The sequence below is a fragment of the Serratia sp. D1N4 genome (genome assembly GCF_054552755.1).
On record NZ_CM137274.1, the window covers coordinates 2,452,112 to 2,471,156 of the forward strand.

General features: G+C 51.6%; 18 protein-coding genes. 11 read left to right on the forward strand and 7 right to left on the reverse strand.

Annotation, left to right across the window (positions count from 1 at the left end):
- Window positions 1–71: 71 nt before the first annotated feature.
- From tsaB to rnd, 4 genes are all read left to right on the forward strand, one after another.
- Entirely contained in the window at window positions 72–773 is a 702-nt protein-coding gene (tsaB, locus tag ACX1CU_RS10655) for a tRNA (adenosine(37)-N6)-threonylcarbamoyltransferase complex dimerization subunit type 1 TsaB (RefSeq protein WP_459402519.1), read from the forward strand.
- 105 nt (window positions 774–878) lie between these two features.
- Window positions 879–1,478 carry a Slp family lipoprotein gene (locus ACX1CU_RS10660; RefSeq protein ID WP_459402520.1) on the forward strand — a complete coding sequence of 200 codons (600 nt, stop codon included), beginning with the start codon at window positions 879–881 and terminating at the stop codon, window positions 1,476–1,478.
- A gap of 198 nt (window positions 1,479–1,676) precedes the next feature.
- Entirely contained in the window at window positions 1,677–3,365 is a 1,689-nt protein-coding gene (gene fadD, locus ACX1CU_RS10665; protein ID WP_459402521.1) for a long-chain-fatty-acid--CoA ligase FadD, read from the forward strand.
- Window positions 3,366–3,486: 121 nt separating this feature from the next.
- Window positions 3,487–4,608, forward strand: coding sequence for a ribonuclease D (rnd, locus tag ACX1CU_RS10670; protein WP_459402522.1), 1,122 nt, complete (start codon window positions 3,487–3,489; stop codon window positions 4,606–4,608).
- 224 nt (window positions 4,609–4,832) lie between these two features.
- Here rnd and minE read toward each other — a convergent pair whose 3' ends face one another.
- From minE to minC, 3 genes are read right to left on the reverse strand one after another with little or no spacing between them, the layout of a single operon-like run.
- Window positions 4,833–5,102 carry a cell division topological specificity factor MinE gene (minE, locus tag ACX1CU_RS10675; protein ID WP_459402523.1) on the reverse strand — a complete coding sequence of 90 codons (270 nt, stop codon included), beginning with the start codon at window positions 5,100–5,102 and terminating at the stop codon, window positions 4,833–4,835.
- Between the two features lie 3 nt (window positions 5,103–5,105).
- Window positions 5,106–5,918, reverse strand: coding sequence for a septum site-determining protein MinD (gene minD, locus ACX1CU_RS10680; RefSeq protein ID WP_459402524.1), 813 nt, complete (start codon window positions 5,916–5,918; stop codon window positions 5,106–5,108).
- 25 nt (window positions 5,919–5,943) lie between these two features.
- Window positions 5,944–6,630, reverse strand: coding sequence for a septum site-determining protein MinC (gene minC, locus ACX1CU_RS10685; protein ID WP_459402525.1), 687 nt, complete (start codon window positions 6,628–6,630; stop codon window positions 5,944–5,946).
- 136 nt (window positions 6,631–6,766) lie between these two features.
- Here minC and ACX1CU_RS10690 point away from each other — a divergent pair, with 136 nt between their 5' ends.
- From ACX1CU_RS10690 to ACX1CU_RS10705, 4 genes are all read left to right on the forward strand, one after another.
- Window positions 6,767–7,039 carry a YcgL domain-containing protein gene (locus ACX1CU_RS10690; protein ID WP_459402526.1) on the forward strand — a complete coding sequence of 91 codons (273 nt, stop codon included), beginning with the start codon at window positions 6,767–6,769 and terminating at the stop codon, window positions 7,037–7,039.
- A gap of 89 nt (window positions 7,040–7,128) precedes the next feature.
- On the forward strand, window positions 7,129–8,178 hold the full coding sequence (locus tag ACX1CU_RS10695) for a lytic murein transglycosylase (protein WP_459402781.1): 1,050 nt from the start codon (window positions 7,129–7,131) through the stop codon (window positions 8,176–8,178).
- 91 nt (window positions 8,179–8,269) lie between these two features.
- Window positions 8,270–8,926 carry a fumarylacetoacetate hydrolase family protein gene (locus ACX1CU_RS10700; RefSeq protein ID WP_459402527.1) on the forward strand — a complete coding sequence of 219 codons (657 nt, stop codon included), beginning with the start codon at window positions 8,270–8,272 and terminating at the stop codon, window positions 8,924–8,926.
- 175 nt (window positions 8,927–9,101) lie between these two features.
- Complete coding sequence (locus tag ACX1CU_RS10705) at window positions 9,102–9,548, forward strand: YcgN family cysteine cluster protein (protein WP_459402528.1); 447 nt, start codon at window positions 9,102–9,104, stop codon at window positions 9,546–9,548.
- 46 nt (window positions 9,549–9,594) lie between these two features.
- Here the strand turns inward: ACX1CU_RS10705 and ACX1CU_RS10710 are convergent, their stop codons facing one another.
- The 3 genes from ACX1CU_RS10710 to nhaB all read right to left on the reverse strand — a co-directional run bounded on the left by ACX1CU_RS10710 (window position 9,595) and on the right by nhaB (window position 13,364).
- Entirely contained in the window at window positions 9,595–10,494 is a 900-nt protein-coding gene (locus tag ACX1CU_RS10710; RefSeq protein WP_459402529.1) for a Kdo hydroxylase family protein, read from the reverse strand.
- A 633-nt stretch (window positions 10,495–11,127) separates the two neighbouring features.
- Window positions 11,128–11,658, reverse strand: coding sequence for a disulfide bond formation protein DsbB (gene dsbB, locus ACX1CU_RS10715; RefSeq protein WP_459402530.1), 531 nt, complete (start codon window positions 11,656–11,658; stop codon window positions 11,128–11,130).
- A 122-nt stretch (window positions 11,659–11,780) separates the two neighbouring features.
- Window positions 11,781–13,364 carry a sodium/proton antiporter NhaB gene (nhaB, locus tag ACX1CU_RS10720; RefSeq protein ID WP_459402531.1) on the reverse strand — a complete coding sequence of 528 codons (1,584 nt, stop codon included), beginning with the start codon at window positions 13,362–13,364 and terminating at the stop codon, window positions 11,781–11,783.
- A 244-nt stretch (window positions 13,365–13,608) separates the two neighbouring features.
- Here nhaB and fadR point away from each other — a divergent pair, with 244 nt between their 5' ends.
- The gene (gene fadR, locus ACX1CU_RS10725; protein WP_459402532.1) at window positions 13,609–14,328 is read left to right on the forward strand and encodes a fatty acid metabolism transcriptional regulator FadR; all 720 of its coding nucleotides are present in this window, start codon (window positions 13,609–13,611) and stop codon (window positions 14,326–14,328) included.
- Between the two features lie 57 nt (window positions 14,329–14,385).
- Here the strand turns inward: fadR and ACX1CU_RS10730 are convergent, their stop codons facing one another.
- Window positions 14,386–15,921 carry a SpoVR family protein gene (locus ACX1CU_RS10730; protein ID WP_459402533.1) on the reverse strand — a complete coding sequence of 512 codons (1,536 nt, stop codon included), beginning with the start codon at window positions 15,919–15,921 and terminating at the stop codon, window positions 14,386–14,388.
- A 678-nt stretch (window positions 15,922–16,599) separates the two neighbouring features.
- Between ACX1CU_RS10730 and ACX1CU_RS10735 the strand changes: the two genes are divergently transcribed.
- Together ACX1CU_RS10735 and dadX are read left to right on the forward strand one after the other, a co-directional pair.
- Complete coding sequence (locus ACX1CU_RS10735) at window positions 16,600–17,904, forward strand: D-amino acid dehydrogenase (RefSeq protein WP_459402782.1); 1,305 nt, start codon at window positions 16,600–16,602, stop codon at window positions 17,902–17,904.
- A gap of 61 nt (window positions 17,905–17,965) precedes the next feature.
- On the forward strand, window positions 17,966–19,036 hold the full coding sequence (dadX, locus tag ACX1CU_RS10740) for a catabolic alanine racemase DadX (RefSeq protein ID WP_459402534.1): 1,071 nt from the start codon (window positions 17,966–17,968) through the stop codon (window positions 19,034–19,036).
- Window positions 19,037–19,045: the final 9 nt, after the last annotated feature.

Here is a 19,045-nt window from a genome sequence, read left to right on the forward strand (position 1 = left end):
CGCGACTTCAGGGCTGTGCTACAATGCGCGCCCTGTATGAAACCACTGACTTTTCCCGCCTGAGGTTTGGCATGTCCACGCGAATTTTAGCGATCGATACGGCGACGGAAGCATGTTCTGTCGCTATCTGGAATCAAGGCGAAATCCACGCCCTGTTCGAACTGTGTCCACGTGAACACACTCAGCGTATTTTACCCTTGGTGCAGCAAGTGCTGGCCGAAGCCGGATTGACCCTGTCTCAGCTTGATGCGCTGGCCTTTGGCCGTGGGCCGGGCAGCTTTACCGGTGTGCGTATCGGCATTGGTATCGCCCAAGGGTTGGCGCTGGGTGCCGATCTCCCCATGCTCGGGATCTCTACCTTGCAAACTATGGCGCAAGGCGCTTGGCGTATGACCGGTGCACAGCGCGTGCTGGCGGCGATCGACGCACGCATGGGCGAAGTTTACTGGGGCCAGTTCGAGCGTCAGCATGATGGCCGCTGGTTGGAGAGCGAAGGTGAAGCGGTGCTGTCGCCGCCGCAGGCGCTGGAGCGTGCACAACGCTTGCAGGGCAACTGGGCCCATGCTGGCACCGGTTGGCAAACCTATCCGGACCTGGTTACAGGCAGCTCTCTCAAGCTGACTGATGGGCAAATGCTGTTGCCACAGGCCGAAGATATGTTGCCATTGGCGTTGCAAGCCTGGCAGCAGGGGCTGGCGGTGAGCGTCGAAAACGCTGAACCCACCTATCTACGCAATGAAGTCACCTGGAAGAAACTGCCGGGGCGCGAATAATTGCACTATTATTATAGTGTTGTCATTGATGTCGGAAATACGCCCGCCTGCAACTTGCGCTAAGGAATGCGGTCAAAGTTACAGCCAATTCAGGAGATTGCGACGATGCTGACCCGCACTTTGAGTAAAAAACGATTAACTCTGGCGATTGCCAGTAGTGTGTTGGCGCTCTCCGGTTGTGTCACTATTCCAGAGGCTATTCAGGGAACGAGTGCTACGCCGGTGGATCAACTGTCGTCGGTGCAAAATGCGCCACACCTGTTTACCGGTGCTGAAGCGCGTTTTGGCGGTACGGTAGTCGCCATGACCAACGAACGCGGCCGTACGGTGCTAGAAATCGCTGCGGTGCCGCTGGATGCTGGTGCGCGTCCTATTCTGGGTGAACCTTCGCAAGGGCGGTTGCTGGCTTCGGTTAACGGCTTCCTTGACCCGGTCGATTTCAATCAGCAGTTGATCACGGTGGTGGGGCCGATTACCGGTGTCCGTGAAGGCAAAATCGGCATGACGCCATATCGCTTTGTCACCATGAATGCCACCGGTTTCAAGCGCTGGCGCATTGCTCAGCAGATTGTGATGCCACCGCAACCGATGGGGCCATGGGGCCCCTGGGGGCCGCGTCATGACCCTTGGGGACCCGGTTGGGGAGGAGGGCCTGGCTGGTATAATCCTGGCCCAGCCCGGGTACAGAACTTGGTTGTTCCCTGAGTTTAGTCATTCTGATAGGCGGCTTGATAGCCGCCTTGTTCTTTTCTGTGCAAGTGTGCATTAGCAATTAGTGACCTACATCGCAACCTGAGTATTGTTTAAAACTCAAACTGGTACGCTGAGTTAAAATATTGTTAATGCTTGGCCGTAAGTTGGGGGGCTGCGATGAAAATTAGCAAAAATTTCGGGAGTAATAGCTTGGATAAGGTCTGGTTAAAACGTTACCCGGCAGATGTTCCGGCAGAGATTGACGCCGATCACTACACATCTTTGATCGAAGTATTTGAAAATGCGGCCTTACGTTATGCGGATCAGCCCGCTTTTATCAACATGGGGGAGGTGATGACCTTCCGCAAGTTGGAGGAGCGCAGCCGGGCATTTGCTGCTTATCTGCAAAATGAACTGGGGCTGAAGAAGGGCGACCGTGTCGCGCTGATGATGCCAAACCTGCTGCAATATCCGATCGCCCTGTTTGGTATTTTGCGTGCTGGCATGGTGGTGGTGAACGTCAACCCGCTGTATACCCCGCGTGAACTGGAGCATCAGTTGAACGACAGCGGTGCCAGCGCCATCGTGATTGTTTCCAACTTTGCTCATACGCTGGAAAAAGTGGTGTTCAAAACCCAGGTGAAGCACGTGATTTTGACGCGCATGGGCGATCAGCTCTCTGCGGCCAAAGGCACGCTGGTGAACTTTGTGGTGAAATACATCAAGCGTTTGGTGCCTAAATACCATCTGCCGGACGCCATCTCTTTCCGCAGTGCATTGCAGCGTGGTCGTCGTTTGCAATACGTCAAACCGGATGTCGTCAATACCGATCTGGCTTTTCTGCAATATACCGGAGGCACGACCGGTGTGGCCAAAGGCGCAATGCTGACTCACCGTAATATGCAGGCTAATCTGGCTCAGGCTAAAGCGGCCTATGTTCCTTTGCTACGTGACGGGCAGGAACTGGTGGTGACGGCGCTGCCGCTATATCACATCTTTGCCTTGACGGTGAACTGCTTGCTGTTTGTGGAGCTGGGAGGGCGCAGCCTGCTGATCACCAACCCGCGTGATATTCCGGGAATGGTGAAGGAGTTGGCGAAATATCCATTCACCGCCATGACCGGTGTGAACACATTATTCAATGCGTTGCTGAATAATGAAGACTTCCAGAAACTCGATTTTTCCACGCTGCGGCTGTCGGTGGGCGGTGGTATGTCGGTACAGAAAGCGGTAGCGGAACGGTGGGAAAAACTGACTGGCAAGCATTTACTTGAGGGCTACGGCCTGACCGAATGCTCTCCGCTGGTGTCAGGCAATCCGCACGATCTGAAGCATTATAGTGGTAGTATTGGTCTGCCGGTGCCTTCCACGGATATTCGTTTAGTGGATGATGATGGCAAAGATGTTCCTGCTGGTAAACCCGGTGAACTGTGGGTCAAAGGCCCGCAAGTTATGTTAGGCTATTGGCAGCGGCCGGATGCAACAGATGAAGTGTTGAAAGATGGCTGGCTCGCGACCGGAGATGTCGTTACAGTAGATGATGAAGGTTTTATTCGCATCGTCGATCGCAAGAAAGATATGATCCTGGTTTCCGGATTTAACGTTTATCCGAACGAAATCGAAGATGTGGTCAGCCAGCATCCGAAAGTCCTGGAGTGTGCGGCGATCGGTGTGCCGAGCGGGGCCTCAGGTGAAGCCGTGAAGATTTGCGTAGTGAAGAAAGACGCCTCACTCACCAGTGAGGAGTTGCTAACCCACTGCCGTCGGCATCTCACCGGGTATAAAGTGCCAAAAATTGTTGAGTTCCGTGACGAATTGCCGAAGTCGAACGTTGGCAAAATTTTGCGTCGGGAACTGCGTGACGAGCAAAAAAAGCCGAAAGCAGCTGATGCTGCCTAGGTGATGTCGTTGCAACTCCTTATTAACAACGCCGGTTTATGCCGGCGTTGTTGTGTTTGAATCATGAAATACCCATTTCCTTCGTGCAGGATAGTGGGTAAACGATAAAGAGAATGACGTTTTGAATTATCAGTTGATCACTACCGACGCTGGCCTACAGCAGGTCTGCGAGCAGGCAAGAAACCATGCCCAGATTGCGCTGGACACCGAGTTCGTAAGAACGCGTACCTATTATCCGCAGTTAGGCCTGATCCAGTTATACGATGGTGAACAACTCTCCCTGATTGATCCACTGCCCATCAAGCAATGGCAGCCGTTTATCGATCTGCTGGCTGATACCGGCGTAGTGAAGTTCCTGCATGCTGGTAGTGAAGACCTGGAAGTCTTCCTGAATGCCTTCAAGACGCTGCCGACACCGATGATTGATACCCAGATCCTGGCGGCGTTTAGCGGCCATGCGCTGTCTTGCGGTTTTGCCAAGCTGGTAACGGAGTATATGCAGGTCGATCTGGATAAAAGTGAATCCCGTACCGACTGGCTGGCGCGGCCATTGACGGAGCGTCAGTGTATTTATGCTGCTGCCGATGTGTTCTACCTGCTGCCGATGGCCAAGCAACTGGTACAGGAAACCGAAGAGGCGGGTTGCACCGCCGCTGCACACAGTGAATGTTTATTGCTATGCCAGCGCCGTAGTGAAACGTTAGCGCCAGAATTGGCATACCGCGAGATCACTAACGCCTGGCAATTGCGGCCGCGTCAGTTAGGCTGCTTGCAGAAACTGGCTGAATGGCGCTTGCGCCAGGCCCGTGAACGCGATCTGGCGGTGAACTTTGTGGTACGCGAAGAGAATCTGTGGGCCGTTGCCCGCTATATGCCAGCGTCGCTGGGGGAACTTGATGCACTTGGGTTGAGCGGGCCGGAGATTCGTTACCATGGTAAAACGCTGATTGCCTTAGTGGCAGAAGCTAACGCGCTTGATGAGTCAGCATTGCCGGAACCGATAACTAATCTGATCGATCAGCCGGGTTACAAGAAAGTCTTCAAGGAAATCAAAGCGGTTATAACCGAAGTGAGTGAAAAGAGCGGGTTAAGCAGCGAACTGCTGGCCTCACGTCGGCAGATTAACCAATTGCTAAATTGGCATTGGAAACTGAAGGGGAACGAGAGTCAGCCCGAATTAATCAGTGGTTGGCGTGGTGATTTATTGGCTGCACCCTTGCAGGATATCTTGAAGAATTATTAACCGTTAGCCAGAAAAATGGGGCAGGGTAAGCCAGGCTGTTCCATTTTTTTGCAGAAATAACATGGTCGAAAAGTTTAACAACCACTAAAAATAATCCCTTCAGATTAATTGTGAATTATCTCGACACAAGAACGATCGTTATTCGTGTTTCTTACCTTATTGCATGGATATATATACAGTTACCCCCTGCATAAAATAGACAGGGGGTAATTAATGCGCTGCAATCATTTAGGTGTTTCTTCCGATTCCGGTAGCGTCACGTTCAGTTCAAGTACCGAAATATCGTCCCCTTTATGCTCGAACTGCACATGCAGCATTTCAGGATCGATTTGAATGTATTTACAAATTACCGCTAGAATGTCGCGTTTTAAATCAGGCAGATAGTGGGGCTCGCTGTCCCCACGACGACGTTCTGCGACGATAATTTGCAGCCGTTCCTTGGCTACACTGGCTGTTGATTTTTTGCGGGACAGAAAGAAGTCTAACAAAGCCATGGTTTATCCCCCAAAAAGGCGTTTCAGGAAGCCCTTTTTCTCTTCTTCGATGAAGCGGAATGGGCGTTCTTCTCCTAACAGACGGTGAACGGTATCGTCATAGGCCTTACCGGCGTCTGACTCATTATCAAGGATAACAGGTTCACCCTGATTGGAGGCACGTAATACGGACTGATCTTCCGGAATGACGCCAACCAGCGGAATACGCAGGATTTCCAGTACGTCTTCCATACTCAGCATGTCGCCACGGCTGACGCGGCCCGGGTTGTAGCGGGTCAGCAGCAGATGTTCCTTGATAGGCGGTTCACCTTTCTCGGCACGGCGTGATTTGGAGGCCAGAATACCAAGGATACGGTCGGAGTCACGTACTGAGGACACTTCCGGGTTGGTGGTGATGATGGCTTCATCGGCGAAATACAGCGCCATCAGCGCGCCGGTTTCGATGCCAGCCGGAGAGTCACAGACCACAAATTCAAATCCCATCTCGTCGAGATCGTTGAGGATTTTCTCAACGCCTTCGAAGGTCAGCGCATCTTTATCACGCGTTTGCGAAGCGGGCAGGATGTAGAGGTTTTCAGTGCGTTTGTCTTTGATTAACGCCTGGTTCAGCGTGGCATCACCCTGAATAACGTTAACAAAATCATAAACTACCCGGCGTTCGCAGCCCATGATCAGGTCAAGATTGCGCAGACCGATATCGAAGTCGATCACCACGGTTTTCTTGCCTTTTTGGGCTAAGCCGGTAGCAATGGCCGCGCTTGATGTGGTCTTGCCAACGCCCCCTTTACCCGATGTAACAACAATAATGCGTGCCATGAAATGGATTCCTTGTCAAAAGGGCTTAATTTAAAGGTTGTATGGTTAAAGCGTTATCCAACAGGCTGAGCCGCGCTGCCTGCCCGAAGAAGTCGGACGGGATCTGATCGCTCAACCAATACTGCCCTGCGATAGAGACTAGCTCAGCACCCAGGTGCGTACAAAAAATCTGGCACTGAGCATCGCCGGAGGCACCAGCCAGTGCACGGCCACGCATCGTGCCGTAAACATGAATGTTGCCGTCGGCAATCAGTTCTGCACCGGCGCTGACGCTGCTGGTGACGATCAAATCACTGTTGCGGGCATAAATCTGTTGGCCGGAACGGACAGGAGCACTGATGATACGCGTTTTGGCGGGGGCATTTTCTGGCACCGGCGCGGCGACAGGGGCGGCCATCTTCTGACCTTTACCTTCATTCAGTAACGGCAAACCGGCACGGGCGATCGCCCGTTTTTGCCGTTCGTCTTTGCAACCACTGATACCGACCACACGTAAACCCGCAGCAGCGACAGCCTGTTGAATTTCTTTCCAGTTTGCGTCGCCGTTTAGCGTTGCAATATTGATCACAACAGGGGCATTTTTAAGAAAGGCCGGAGCTTGATCCACCTTCTCTTGCAATGCCTGACGTATTACCTCGGGTTCCGAATTATACAAATGAACAACCGATAGGGTAAAACTGCTGCCTTTTAGCTCAATTGGCGATTGTGACATCTATCCTGACTCAGTCTCAGCAACTTTAAATCCCCGGAATGCCACTCGGGGTGCGATATTCCGAAGTACTATAAGCATGTTATAGTCAGAGTTATATCCAGGCAAGACGCTGCCTCAATTAAATAGAGTTAAAAAAATGCTTTGTGTGATCTATAGAAGCTCTAAACGTGATCAAACTTATCTTTATGTCGAAAAAAAAGACGATTTCTCTCGAGTGCCGGAAGAGCTGATGAAAAGCTTTGGTACGCCTCAGTTCTCGATGATGCTGTCACTTGACGGGCGCAAGAAATTGGCCTCGGCAGATATTGAAACGGTGAAAGAAGCGTTGAAACAGGATGGGTTTTATCTGCAGTTTCCGCCACCGGTGGAAAACTTATTAAACCTGCATCTTTCTGACAGCAAGAAATAACCCTAACGGGTTTTCAGCGTGGAGTTAAACGCCGTTTTTTTGAATATTCTGATTCAGCTTGCGGGTCACCAAAGTTAGGGAAGGTCATGATGAAGTTATCGACAGCGTCGATAGTATTAACCGCGCTGATCCTCGGTGGCTGCGTTCGGCAGATTGTCGCGGCCCCGCTGCCTGCGCAGCAGCAGGCGGCTCCATCAGTGCAAGGCAGCACGCTGGCAAAAACCGGACGCGATCCGGCTGAGTTCCCGTCTTATCTTGAACAGTTGAAACATCAAGCGCTGGCACAAGGTATTAGCCAGACCACGGTCGATAGCGCTTTTGCCAACGCGCATTTTGTTGATCGGGTGGTCACCGCCGATCGCAATCAGTTGGAAAAGAAAATCACGCTGGACGATTATCTGAAACGCGTATTACCGGCCTGGAAAATCCAGCGCGGGCGTGAAATGGCTCAGCAATATCAACCACAGCTGGCACGAGCGGCCACGCGCTATGGCGTGCCGGAGCGCTATCTTGTTGCGCTGTGGGGCATGGAAAGTGGTTTCGGTAAAATACAAGGGAAGGAAGACGTCGTTTCAGCCTTGGCGACCTTGGCGTTTGAAGGGCGGCGCGAGGCGTTTTTCAGTAAGCAGTTGATGGCGGCACTGCGTATTATTGAACAAGGGCATATCAATCCTGATGAACTGAAAGGCTCGTGGGCGGGGGCGATGGGGCAGTGTCAGTTTATGCCGACTTCGTTCCTGACTTACGCCGTGGATGGTGATGGCGATGGTCGCATTGATATCTGGAATAATCTTGATGATATCTTTGCCTCCACGGCCAATTATCTGGCGACAGAGGGCTGGAAGCCGGGCGTTGACTGGGGTCGCGAGGTGAAATTGCCCGCAGGATTCAATATCGATAGCCTAGGGTTACAAGATGCGCAGGCGCATCGCGTGGATCAATGGGCTGCACGCGGCGTTATGTTGCCGGATGGTTCCGCGTTGCCCCGCTCCCGTTTAGCCAGTTGGGTGATTGCGCCGGATGATCTACAAGGGCGAGCATTCCTGGTTTATGATAATTTTCGTACCCTCATGCACTGGAATCGCTCGTACTATTTTGCGATCAGTGTGGGGATGATGGCCGACGGCATCGGGCAGTGATGCCGATGTCATAAAGGGGGGATCAGGAGTGATGCCCCGTTCGAAAATGGGCTTGTAGGCTAAGCCCCTACATGTGGTTGGGAGAGGTGGTATGTATCAACATAGAGACTGGCAAGGTGCGTTGCTCGATTTCCCGGTAAGTAAAGTGGTCTGTGTTGGCAGCAACTATGCCGATCATATCAAGGAAATGGGCAGTGCGACATCGCCTGAACCCGTGGTATTTATCAAACCGGAAACGGCGCTGTGTGATATTCGTCAGCCAGTAGCGATCCCCAAAGGTTTGGGCTCGGTGCACCACGAAGTCGAGTTGGCGGTACTGATCGGTACTCCGTTGAAACAGGCCAATGAAGATCGCGTGGCGCGCGCTATCGCCGGATATGGTGTAGCGCTGGATTTGACCCTGCGTGAGTTGCAGGCCGGATTCAAAAAGGCCGGGCAACCGTGGGAGAAAGCCAAGGGTTTCGATGGCTCTTGCCCAATCTCCGGCTTTATCCCGGTGGCTGAGTTTGGCGATCCACAAAATGCCGAACTGTCGTTGAGCGTCAATGATCAACTGCGTCAGCAGGGTAATACCCGCGATATGATCACCCCAATTTTACCGCTGATCGCATATATGAGCCGTTTCTTCACACTGCGTGCGGGCGACATCATTCTTACCGGCACCCCTCAGGGCGTTGGGCCAATGGTTTCCGGCGACATGCTGAAAGTCTCTCTTAATGGCAAAGCACTCAGCACCCGCGTGATTTAATTTCTTGCTGCCTGCAAGGTTAATTGTGGCGTTGCAGGCAGAATCAGCTCGAAGCAGTAGGCAGGGGGTAGCTGAAACTGCCTGCTTATTTCCTTTTGCGTTGAGTGTCTATATAGTGCCCTCCTTGAAACCTGTACGCAGGTGCTCTGTTCATTTACCTATTTTGGATGTAGATATGTCACAACTCCCTTTTTGGCAACAGAAAACGCTGGATGAAATGTCTGAAGCAGAGTGGGAATCGCTGTGCGACGGTTGTGGCCAATGCTGCATGAATAAGCTGATCGACGAAGATACCGACGAAATATATTTCACTAACGTTGCCTGCGATCAGCTCAATATCAAATCCTGCCAGTGTAGCCACTACGAGCGTCGGTTTGAGCTGGAAGAGGATTGCATCAAGCTGACACGTGAAAACCTCACCACGTTCGACTGGCTGCCGCCAACCTGCGCATATCGCCTGATTGGTGAGGGCAAACCTTTATTTTCCTGGCATCCGCTGATCAGCGGTTCCAAGGCGGCGATGCACGGTGAACGCATTACGGTGCGCCATATCGCCGTACGCGAAAGCGAAGTGGTGGACTGGCAGGAACACATCTTAAATAAGCCAAGCTGGGCCAGGTAATCACTGACAGGTCAGTTTTCCCCAGCATCGGTCATTGTGGCGCAGGTTAAATCAGCGGTTGGTGAAGCAGCGTTTCCAATACTTTCAGTGGCGCATTCTGTGGTGTTTTCATCGCCTTCACCGGCAGCAGGAAGGTCTGTTCCAGCATAAATTGCCCCGCCATGGCAGCGTGCGGTGTCTGATCGGAAAAGCAAATCCAACTGCTGCCTGGTGGGAATTCAATCGCCTGCTGTGGCCCATTCTTCTGGTATTCCATATCGGCTTTCATCGCATCATGCATTTGTAGCATCAAATGATCGTAATGGCTGCGACGGGTTTTAGTAATGCCGACTTTATTCTGTAACCAACTGATAAAGGGCGAATAACGCCCGAGCCGAGGCAGGAAGCGCTGCGCCAACTCTGGGAACGGTTCACCGACACGCCAGAGGCGGTTCTCACCATGGGGATTGATATTGGTGAAAATCCGCAGAATACGTTCACCGTAATTAGGGCGCGAAGGGAAAGCATCGACATGAAGGCGAGTGTCATCTTTACGCCATGAATTGCTGGCTTTCCAGGCAGAAATAGGGTGCAGACGCAGGCTGTTGGTTGGCGTATGTAGCGTATGACGATATTCAGGCAATACCGAAATAACCAACTCCTGGCAGGCCCGATGATGGCGAGCCAGCAATTTCTGCACGGCTTCACGTTTGTCTTCAACTGCCACGCCAGTCAACTTCTGTTGTTCTGGCTGATAGCTGATATTTTTGCGTTTAGGATCGACCAACGCAGGCGTCAGTAAGGTTTTCTCAGCGTCGGTCAGATTAAAGGCCAGATGGGGAAAAAACAGCACCTTTCCTTGCTCAAGAGCGGCGACGGCGTCAATAGAGGAAGGAGAGGTGGCACTCCAATCCCGATAGGGAAGCTGTATAATGGCAGCTTCCTGATTCATTTTAATTTCTGGCATTTTGTTCCCTTACGAAAGTACCGTGCCTTTCTCACGGGTTTTATCTGTCCAAAAGACAGCGTCTGGCTTGGTGACTACATAGCCTAACAGGTTGGAGCACGGCATTATATTTTACCTATGATAGATGTTTATAAACATACCCGTTATACGAGATTAAACAAAGAGTAAATAATGCTATAAATAAATAGCCTAGGGTTAATCTGATGGTGAGTTATGAGTCTTAATTATTAGTTTTTATCTTAACAGGTTGCGTAAAAATATATCTGCAATGAATAAACTGCGGGCTGTTTATATGACTAAACACTAAATAGATACATTTTTGAAACATACTTCGGTGGGCAAATGTATCGCGGAAAAACAGACCTCTACTCAAGCACAACTTAATGTTATGTAAATTACACCCTAAATCCACTGTCTAAGCTTCTTTTTGAGCTCAATGTTAGGTAGTTTGTCGGTTACTCCCGCCCAGTAATGAGAATTTAATGATGAAGATGGCACGTCTGTTTGCCGTGGCTGGGGCACTGATTGTGCTCGTTTACTTCTTCACACACACTTGATGTGAGGGGATTTCTGAAGTTATAGACAATTCATTAAAAATGGCGCCAGAGGGCGCCATTTTTACTAGATGAGTTATTAGCGGCCAAACAGGTCACGCCGGCGCTGACGAACAAATTGGCTGATTAACACCAGTACACCGACTAACAGGTAGGCAGCGAAGATCCCCACTAACCACTGCGGCATTTCCAATGACAGGAACTGCCATTGGCGCACGGAACAGTCACCTGAAGCGTGAAACACTGCTGGCAGCCATTTGTCGAGCGGTAACCAGGATGGGAAGCTGACGAAGAAATCACAGGTGTTGAACGGTGACGGGTGCAGTTGGATCATGGTGTGCTTCCAGGCCAACTGTACGCCCGCCCAGGCACTGTATATCCACAGCAAGATAGCGGCATAACGCAGCGGCGTTTTGGGTGCTATTGCACCTATCAGCGCAGCCCCGAGGATCCCGAACAGCGCGACGCGTTCGTAGATACACATCACACAAGGTTCCAGCAGCATTACGTGCTGAAAATAGAGAGCAACCAACTCCAGTACCAATGCAGTCAGGGCCAGCAGCAGCCAAGCACCGCGCCCCTGTGAGCAACGGTTAAAGAATTGCAACATATATTTGTTCTTCCATGCAGTAAGCAATTGAACCGGCAGTGTAAACCAATTCATCCCCGCTGCCAGCTATCTGGACGCTATTCAGTGAAAAATAGTCACTGGCGGCGGGGCGGTTATGGTGATTAATGTGCAGTGGTTGGAGCCACTGCGTCAAGCGATGGCAGCGTTAACCAGTGCCATTGGGCCAGCAAATCGGTAGCCGGAGCCAGCGTATGCTGCACGCACAACAGGCCGACCAGCGTCAGTACCAGCGTATAAGGCAGTGCCATCCAAACCATGCGGCCGTAAGACAGGCGTACTAACGGTGCTAATGCGGACGTCAGCAGAAACAGGAAAGCGGCCTGACCATTGGGTGTGGCCACCGAAGGCAGATTGGTGCCGGTATTGATGGCCACCGCCAGCATTTCGAATTGTTTGAGTGAAATAGTCCCGCTTTCCAGTGCCGCACGCGCTTCGTTAATATAGACCGTGCCAACAAAAACGTTGTCAGAAACGGATGAAAGCAGGCCGTTAAACAGATAGAACAGCGAAAGCTGCGCGGAAGGTTCTGCCTGCAAGACAAACTCAATCACCGGAGTAAACAGCCGTTGTTCAACGATCACCGCCACGATGGTAAAGAACACTGTCAACAGAGCGGTAAAAGGCAGGGCCTCTTGGAACGCTTTGCCGATAGCGTGCTCATCGGTGATACCGCATAGTGAGGTGGCCAGAATGATCACCGAAAGGCCAATCAACCCAACCTCCGCCAAATGGAAAGCCAGTGCAATCACCAGCCAGACGCCAATCAATGCCTGCATTACCAGTTTCAGCTTTTCCTGGCGGTTACGTTTAGCGGTAGCTTTCCGATCGAACTCCTTCAGCACTTCACGCACGCGTTCGGGCAACTTGGTGCCGTAACCAAATACTGCAAAACGTTCAACCAACAGACAGACCACCAGGCCGCAGACAAACACTGGCAGTGTCACCGGTGCCATCCGCAGGAAAAACTCACCAAAGCCCCACCCAGCGCTTTTGGCGATGATCAGGTTCTGTGGTTCACCTACCATGGTCATGACGCCACCAAGAGCAGTACCGACGCCAGCGTGCATCAGCAGGCTGCGTAAAAAGGCCCGGAACTGTTCCAGCGTCTGTTTATGGTCTGGGTTGTCAATGGCGCTGTCATCGCTGACGTCGAGATTATTGTCGGCACCTTTGGATGCGACATCGTGGTAGATCGAATAGAAACCGGTGCCGACGCTGATAACGACGGCAACTACCGTCAGGGCATCAAGGAAGGCAGAAAGCAAAGCCGCCGCAACGCAAAAGGCCAGTGAGAGCAGCATTTTTGAGCGGATATTAAGCAGCAGTTTGGTAAATACAAACAGCAGCAACTGCTTCATAAAATAGATACCGGCCACCATAAACACCAACAGCAGCAGCACTTCAAGGTTGTTACTGATCTCCTCACTGACGTGCGCGGGGCTGGTCATTCCAATTAGAACAGCCTCAATGGCCAACAGACCACCCGGCTGCAACGGGTAGCACTTCAGCGCCATTGCCAGCGTGAAGATAAACTCAATCACCAGCAACCAGCCAGCCACAAAGGGGTTGATCAGGAAGAACACTAACGGATTAATCACCAGAAAACTGATGATGGCTAATTTGTACCAGTCGGGAGATGACCCGAGAAAATTTTTTATCAATGCCGAGCGTATTGTCATATCCATGCTGTTTTCGCAGAACCTTCAAAAGAGTTAACGCGCTATACCCTAGCAACGGCCATGGGTATGATGCAATCCAAGCTTTGCTTTACGGGGGATATTTCTGCAACTCGGTGTTTTCGCATATTTTTTGCCAGGTTATGCACACTTTCGTTTAATGTTTTTTGCTCCCGCTATGTGATACCCCGGCGATCTGGTATGATCAGCCGACTACTATTACTGCTTATCGTCGCTACGGAACGTCAAACACATGGTTATAAAGGCGCAGAGTCCTGCCGGTTTCGCGGAAGAATATATTATTGAAAGTATTTGGAATAATCGCTTCCCCCCTGGCTCTATTTTGCCCGCGGAGCGTGAGCTTTCAGAACTGATTGGTGTTACGCGCACCACATTACGTGAAGTGTTACAGCGATTGGCCCGTGATGGTTGGCTGACTATTCAGCATGGCAAACCCACCAAAGTAAACAATTTTTGGGAAACCTCAGGCCTTAATATCCTGGAAACCCTGGCGCGCCTCGATCACAACAGCGTGCCGCAACTGATCGACAACCTGTTAGCCGTGCGCACTAATATTGCCTCGATCTTTATCCGTGCCGCCGTGCGCAACTACCCAGAGCAGGCGCAGGAAGTGCTGGCGAAAGCCACTCAGGTTGAAGATAAGGCTGATGCGTTCAATCACCTTGACTATGAGATCTTCCGTGGGTTGGCGTTTGCTTCGGGTAACCCGATTTATGGCTTGATTCTCAATGGGTTGAAAGGGCTGTACACGCGTGTTGGCCGTTATTATTTCTCTAACCCAGAGGCGCGCAAGTTGGCGCTCAGCTTCTACAACAAGCTTTCTACCCTGTGCCATGAAAAAATGTACGATCAGGTGATGGATTGTGTACGTAACTACGGTAAAGAGAGTGGTGCAATCTGGCACAGCATGCAGGGTGCGATGCCGAGTGATTTGGCCGAGGCTCGCCGCTAGCCGGTTTCACGTCAAGTCAAAGGGGCGCTCGATGCGCCCCTTTGTTGTTTTAGCAGTTTATAACGTTGTGGGTCTTGGCGGGCAGCGATCGAGCAGTTCGACGCTGCCATCTTCGTTTTTCTGCTCCAGAATGATATCGAAACCCCACAGGCGATGCAGATGCTTCATCACTTCCCTGCGGCCCTTATCCAGTGGCGCGCGATCCTGCGGAATATAACGCAGCGTCAGTGAGCGATCGCCGCGCAGATCAACATTCCAAATCTGAATATTCGGTTCATGATTGCTCAGGTTGTACTGGGCTGACAACTCCTGGCGTATCGCGCGGTAACCCTCTTCGTTGTGGATCGCCGAGATCTCCAGATAATTGTTACGATCGTCATCCAGCACGGTGAACAAGCGGAAGTCACGCATGACTTTCGGCGACAGGAACTGGCTGATAAAGCTCTCGTCCTTGAAATCACGCATGGCGAAATGCAGCGTGTCCAGCCAGTCTTTGCCCGCGATGTCAGGGAACCAGTAACGATCTTCCTCAGTCGGTGACTGGCAGATACGTTTGATGTCCTGGAACATGGCAAAGCCCAGTGCGTACGGGTTAATACCGTTGTAATAGGGGCTGTTGTACGGCGGCTGGAACACCACATTGGTATGGCTGTGCAGGAACTCCATCATAAAGCGATCCGTCACACGCCCTTCATCATAAAGATGATTAAGAATGGTGTAATGCCAGAACGTTGCCCAGCCTTCGTTCATCACCTGCGTCTGTTTTTGCGGATAAAAATACTGGCTTACCTTGCGCACAATGCGTAACACTTCACGCTGCCATGGTTCAAGCAGCGGGGCGTTTTTCTCCATAAAATAGAGAATATTTTCCTGTGGTTCACGCGGGTAACGCAGAGCTTCTTCAGGCAGGGCTTCACGGTCTACGCGTGGCAGGGTTTTCCACAGCGAGTTAACCTGGCTCTGCAAGTATTCCTCACGGTTTTTCTGCCGTGCTTTCTCTTCCAGCAGTGAGATTTTTTGCGGACGTTTGTAGCGGTCAACGCCGTAATTCATCAGCGCATGGCAGGAGTCGAGCAGTTTTTCCACTTCCTCAACGCCATAGCGCTCTTCGCACTGGCTGATGTAGTGACGGGCAAACAGCAGATAATCCACGATGGAACTGGCATCGGTCCAACTGCGGAACAGATAGTTGTTCTTGAAAAACGAGTTGTGACCATAGCAGGCGTGCGCCATTACCAGCGCCTGCATGGTGATGGTATTTTCTTCCATCAAATAGGCAATGCACGGGTTGGAGTTGATCACGATTTCATAGGCCAAGCCTTGCTGACCTTGTTTATAGCGCTGCTCGGTTTCAATGAATTTTTTACCGAATGACCAGTGAGTATAGTTAATCGGCATGCCGACGCTGGAGTAGGCGTCCATCATCTGTTCGGAGGTAATGACCTCGATTTGATGCGGATAGGTGTCGAGCCGGTAATGTTTGGCTACCCGGTCAACCTGCTCCAGATAGACCTGTAGCAGTTCGAACGTCCAGTCCGGTCCATCGCTCAGACGTTTATCTTCCTTAACCTTTTTATGTGTCGAAGTAGTCATCAGCGCACCCTCATTATTAGCGGACTCTGCTCGTTTCGGCAGGCCTTGTATCAATCATAGTTCAAGTTGAAATAAACCGTTATATATCAGCAAAGTAAAATCAACATATCACTATCGATTTATCACCGGCTTAGGTTTCAACCTACTCGTTACCGCGATCATCCGGATAGCCTGCGGTTATTGCTGCTGATTTATAGCCGAGAAGGTGCTGGGCTAAATGCTTCTTCTCTCTTTCGAGTATAGTCCGGCCAAAAGGCTGTGCAACTGGTGGCATAAGAGAGGCTGTTCTTTGGCAGCGAGTTTTTTCTGCTGCGTAGGCTTGGGATTCTTGCAATACTATATTTTGAATAAATGAAGTTTATCTGGTGTTAAATTCTGTGTTTATCCTTGGATTTATATTTACGTACCGTTAAATAAATGTTGCCAGCAAAGGTTATTGCAGCGCTATCAATGCTGTCAATGTCAGCGTGAAAGGTGTGTTTTCTTCTTTTATGCCCTTTATTGCCACAGCTTATCGCTATTTATAGGTGGCTATTGCAAAAGATACCTACTTGAATGATAAATTAACTGTGGATGTTGTCACGATTAACGATCAAGTTGTTTGCTAGTTTTTTACGCTGGGTTAATTTCTTGTGAACAGATGATTATGCTTTTCGAGAACTTTAGCTGGAGTCAATGATGCGTGTGGTCATTTTAGGGAGTGGAGTGGTCGGGGTTGCCAGTGCCTGGTATTTGGCAAAAGCCGGTCATGAGGTCACGGTTATCGATCGTCAAGCGGGGCCAGCAATGGAGACCAGTGCGGCCAACGCTGGGCAGATCTCACCGGGCTATGCCGCGCCGTGGGCTGCACCGGGTGTGCCGCTGAAGGCGATTAAATGGATGTTCCAGCGCCATGCGCCGCTGGCGATACGTCTTGACGGCAGCAGCTTCCAGTTACGTTGGATGTGGCAGATGTTGAGAAACTGCGACACCGCCCACTATATGACCAACAAAGGCCGTATGGTGCGCTTGGCGGAGTACAGCCGTGACTGTATCAAAATGCTGCGTCAGGAAACCGGTATTCAGTACGAAGGCCGTCAAGGCGGCACGTTGCAGCTATTCCGTACTCAGCAGCAGTTCGAGAATGCCGCCAAGGATATCGCCGTGCTGGAAGATGCTGGGGTGCCTTATAAACTGCTGGAAGCCAGCCAATTGGCCACGGTTGAGCCAGCACTGGCGCAGGTTGCACACAAGCTGACCGGCGGTTTGCAGTTACCCAATGATGAAACCGGGGATTGTCAGTTGTTTACGCAGCAATTGGCGAAGCTGGCTCAACAGGCTGGCGTCAATTTCTTGTTCAACCGCAGCGTCGACCGCCTGCTGGTGGAGGGGGATAAAATCACTGGGGTGCAATGTGATGGCGAAGTGATCCAGGCAGACTGCTATGTGGTCGCGTTTGGTGCTTATTCCACCGCATTATTGCGCGATCTGGTTTCCATTCCGGTTTATCCGCTGAAAGGCTATTCATTGACGATCCCGATCACGGATGAGGCTGCCGCACCTTTCTCTACCGTGCTGGATGAAACCTATAAAATCGCCATTACCCGTTTTGACCAGCGTATCCGCGTGGGTGGTATGGCCGAGATTGTTGGCTTCAATACCGAGCTGGAACAGAAACGGCGCGAAACGCTGGAGATGGTGGTACGCGATCTGTATCCAAACGGTGGCAGGGTTGAAGATGCCACATTCTGGACCGGTTTGCGCCCGATGACGCCCGATGGTACACCGATCGTTGGCCGTACTGCGCTGAAAAATCTCTACCTGAATACCGGGCATGGCACCTTGGGCTGGACGATGGCCTGTGGTTCCGGGCAGTTGCTTGCCGATCTGATTTCGGGCACCACACCGGCTATTCCATCTGACGATTTGGCGGTGGCGCGTTACAGTAACAGTTTTCGCCAGAGGCCAACTATCCCTCTGAAAGACGTGCACCCGGCACGCTAAAAATTGATGAGTGCCGCAGGTGTTGCCTGCGGCTTTTGCCATGGAGGCCGAAGGAGAACCGATGCCCCGCCCGATTACTGCCACGCTGCATTTAGACGCATTTGCCAATAATTTACAGGTCGTTCGCCGTTATGCTCCTACCGCAAAGGTCTGGTCGGTGGTTAAGGCTAATGCCTATGGTCATGGTTTGAAGAATATCTGGCGTAGCCTGGCACAGACGGATGGTTTTGCCTTGCTCGATCTGGCCGAGGCTGTGTTGCTGCGTGAATCTGGCTGGAGCGGCCCGATTCTGCTGTTGGAGGGTTTTTTCCAGCCAGCGGATTTATTGTTGATCGACCGTTATCGATTAACTACCGCCGTGAACAGTGACTGGCAGTTGCAGGCAATGGCTGAAGCTCGCCTGCAAGCACCTGTCGATGTTTATCTGAAGCTGAATAGTGGGATGAATCGCTTGGGGTTTGCTCCAGAGCGTTTGCACAATGTTTGGCTGCAAGCACAGGAACTGCGCAATATCGGTTCGATGACGTTGATGAGCCATTTTGCCACGGCCGACAGTGCCGAAGGTGTCGCGCAACAGATGGCAACGGTTGAGCGTGCGGCAGCGGCAATCACGCTGCCACGCTGCCTAGCAAACTCTGCCGCCACTTTGTGGCACCCAGTCACCCATGGCAGTTGGGTGAGGCCGGGAATTATTCTTTATGGTGCGTCACCCACCGGGCACTGGCGTGACATCGCTGACACGGGCCTGCAACCGACGATGACATTGAGTAGTGAGATTATTGGTATTCAGACGTTGAAGCAGGGCGATCGCGTTGGCTATGGTGGCCGCTATGCCGCTGCTGGGCCGCAGCGTATCGGGATCGTGGCTTGTGGTTATGCTGATGGTTATCCGCGCCATGCACCAACCGGTACGCCGGTGTGGGTAGATGGCGTACTGACAGGCACATTGGGTACCGTTTCGATGGATATGATGATGGTGAATCTGACTCCTTGCCCACAGGCCACTATTGGCACCCAGGTGGAGTTATGGGGGCGGAACCTGCCAGTGGACAATGTTGCTGCTGCGGCTGGCACGCTGGGTTACGAATTGCTGACCGGATTGGCGGCGCGGGTCACCGTTAACGCTGCCTGATAGATGCTC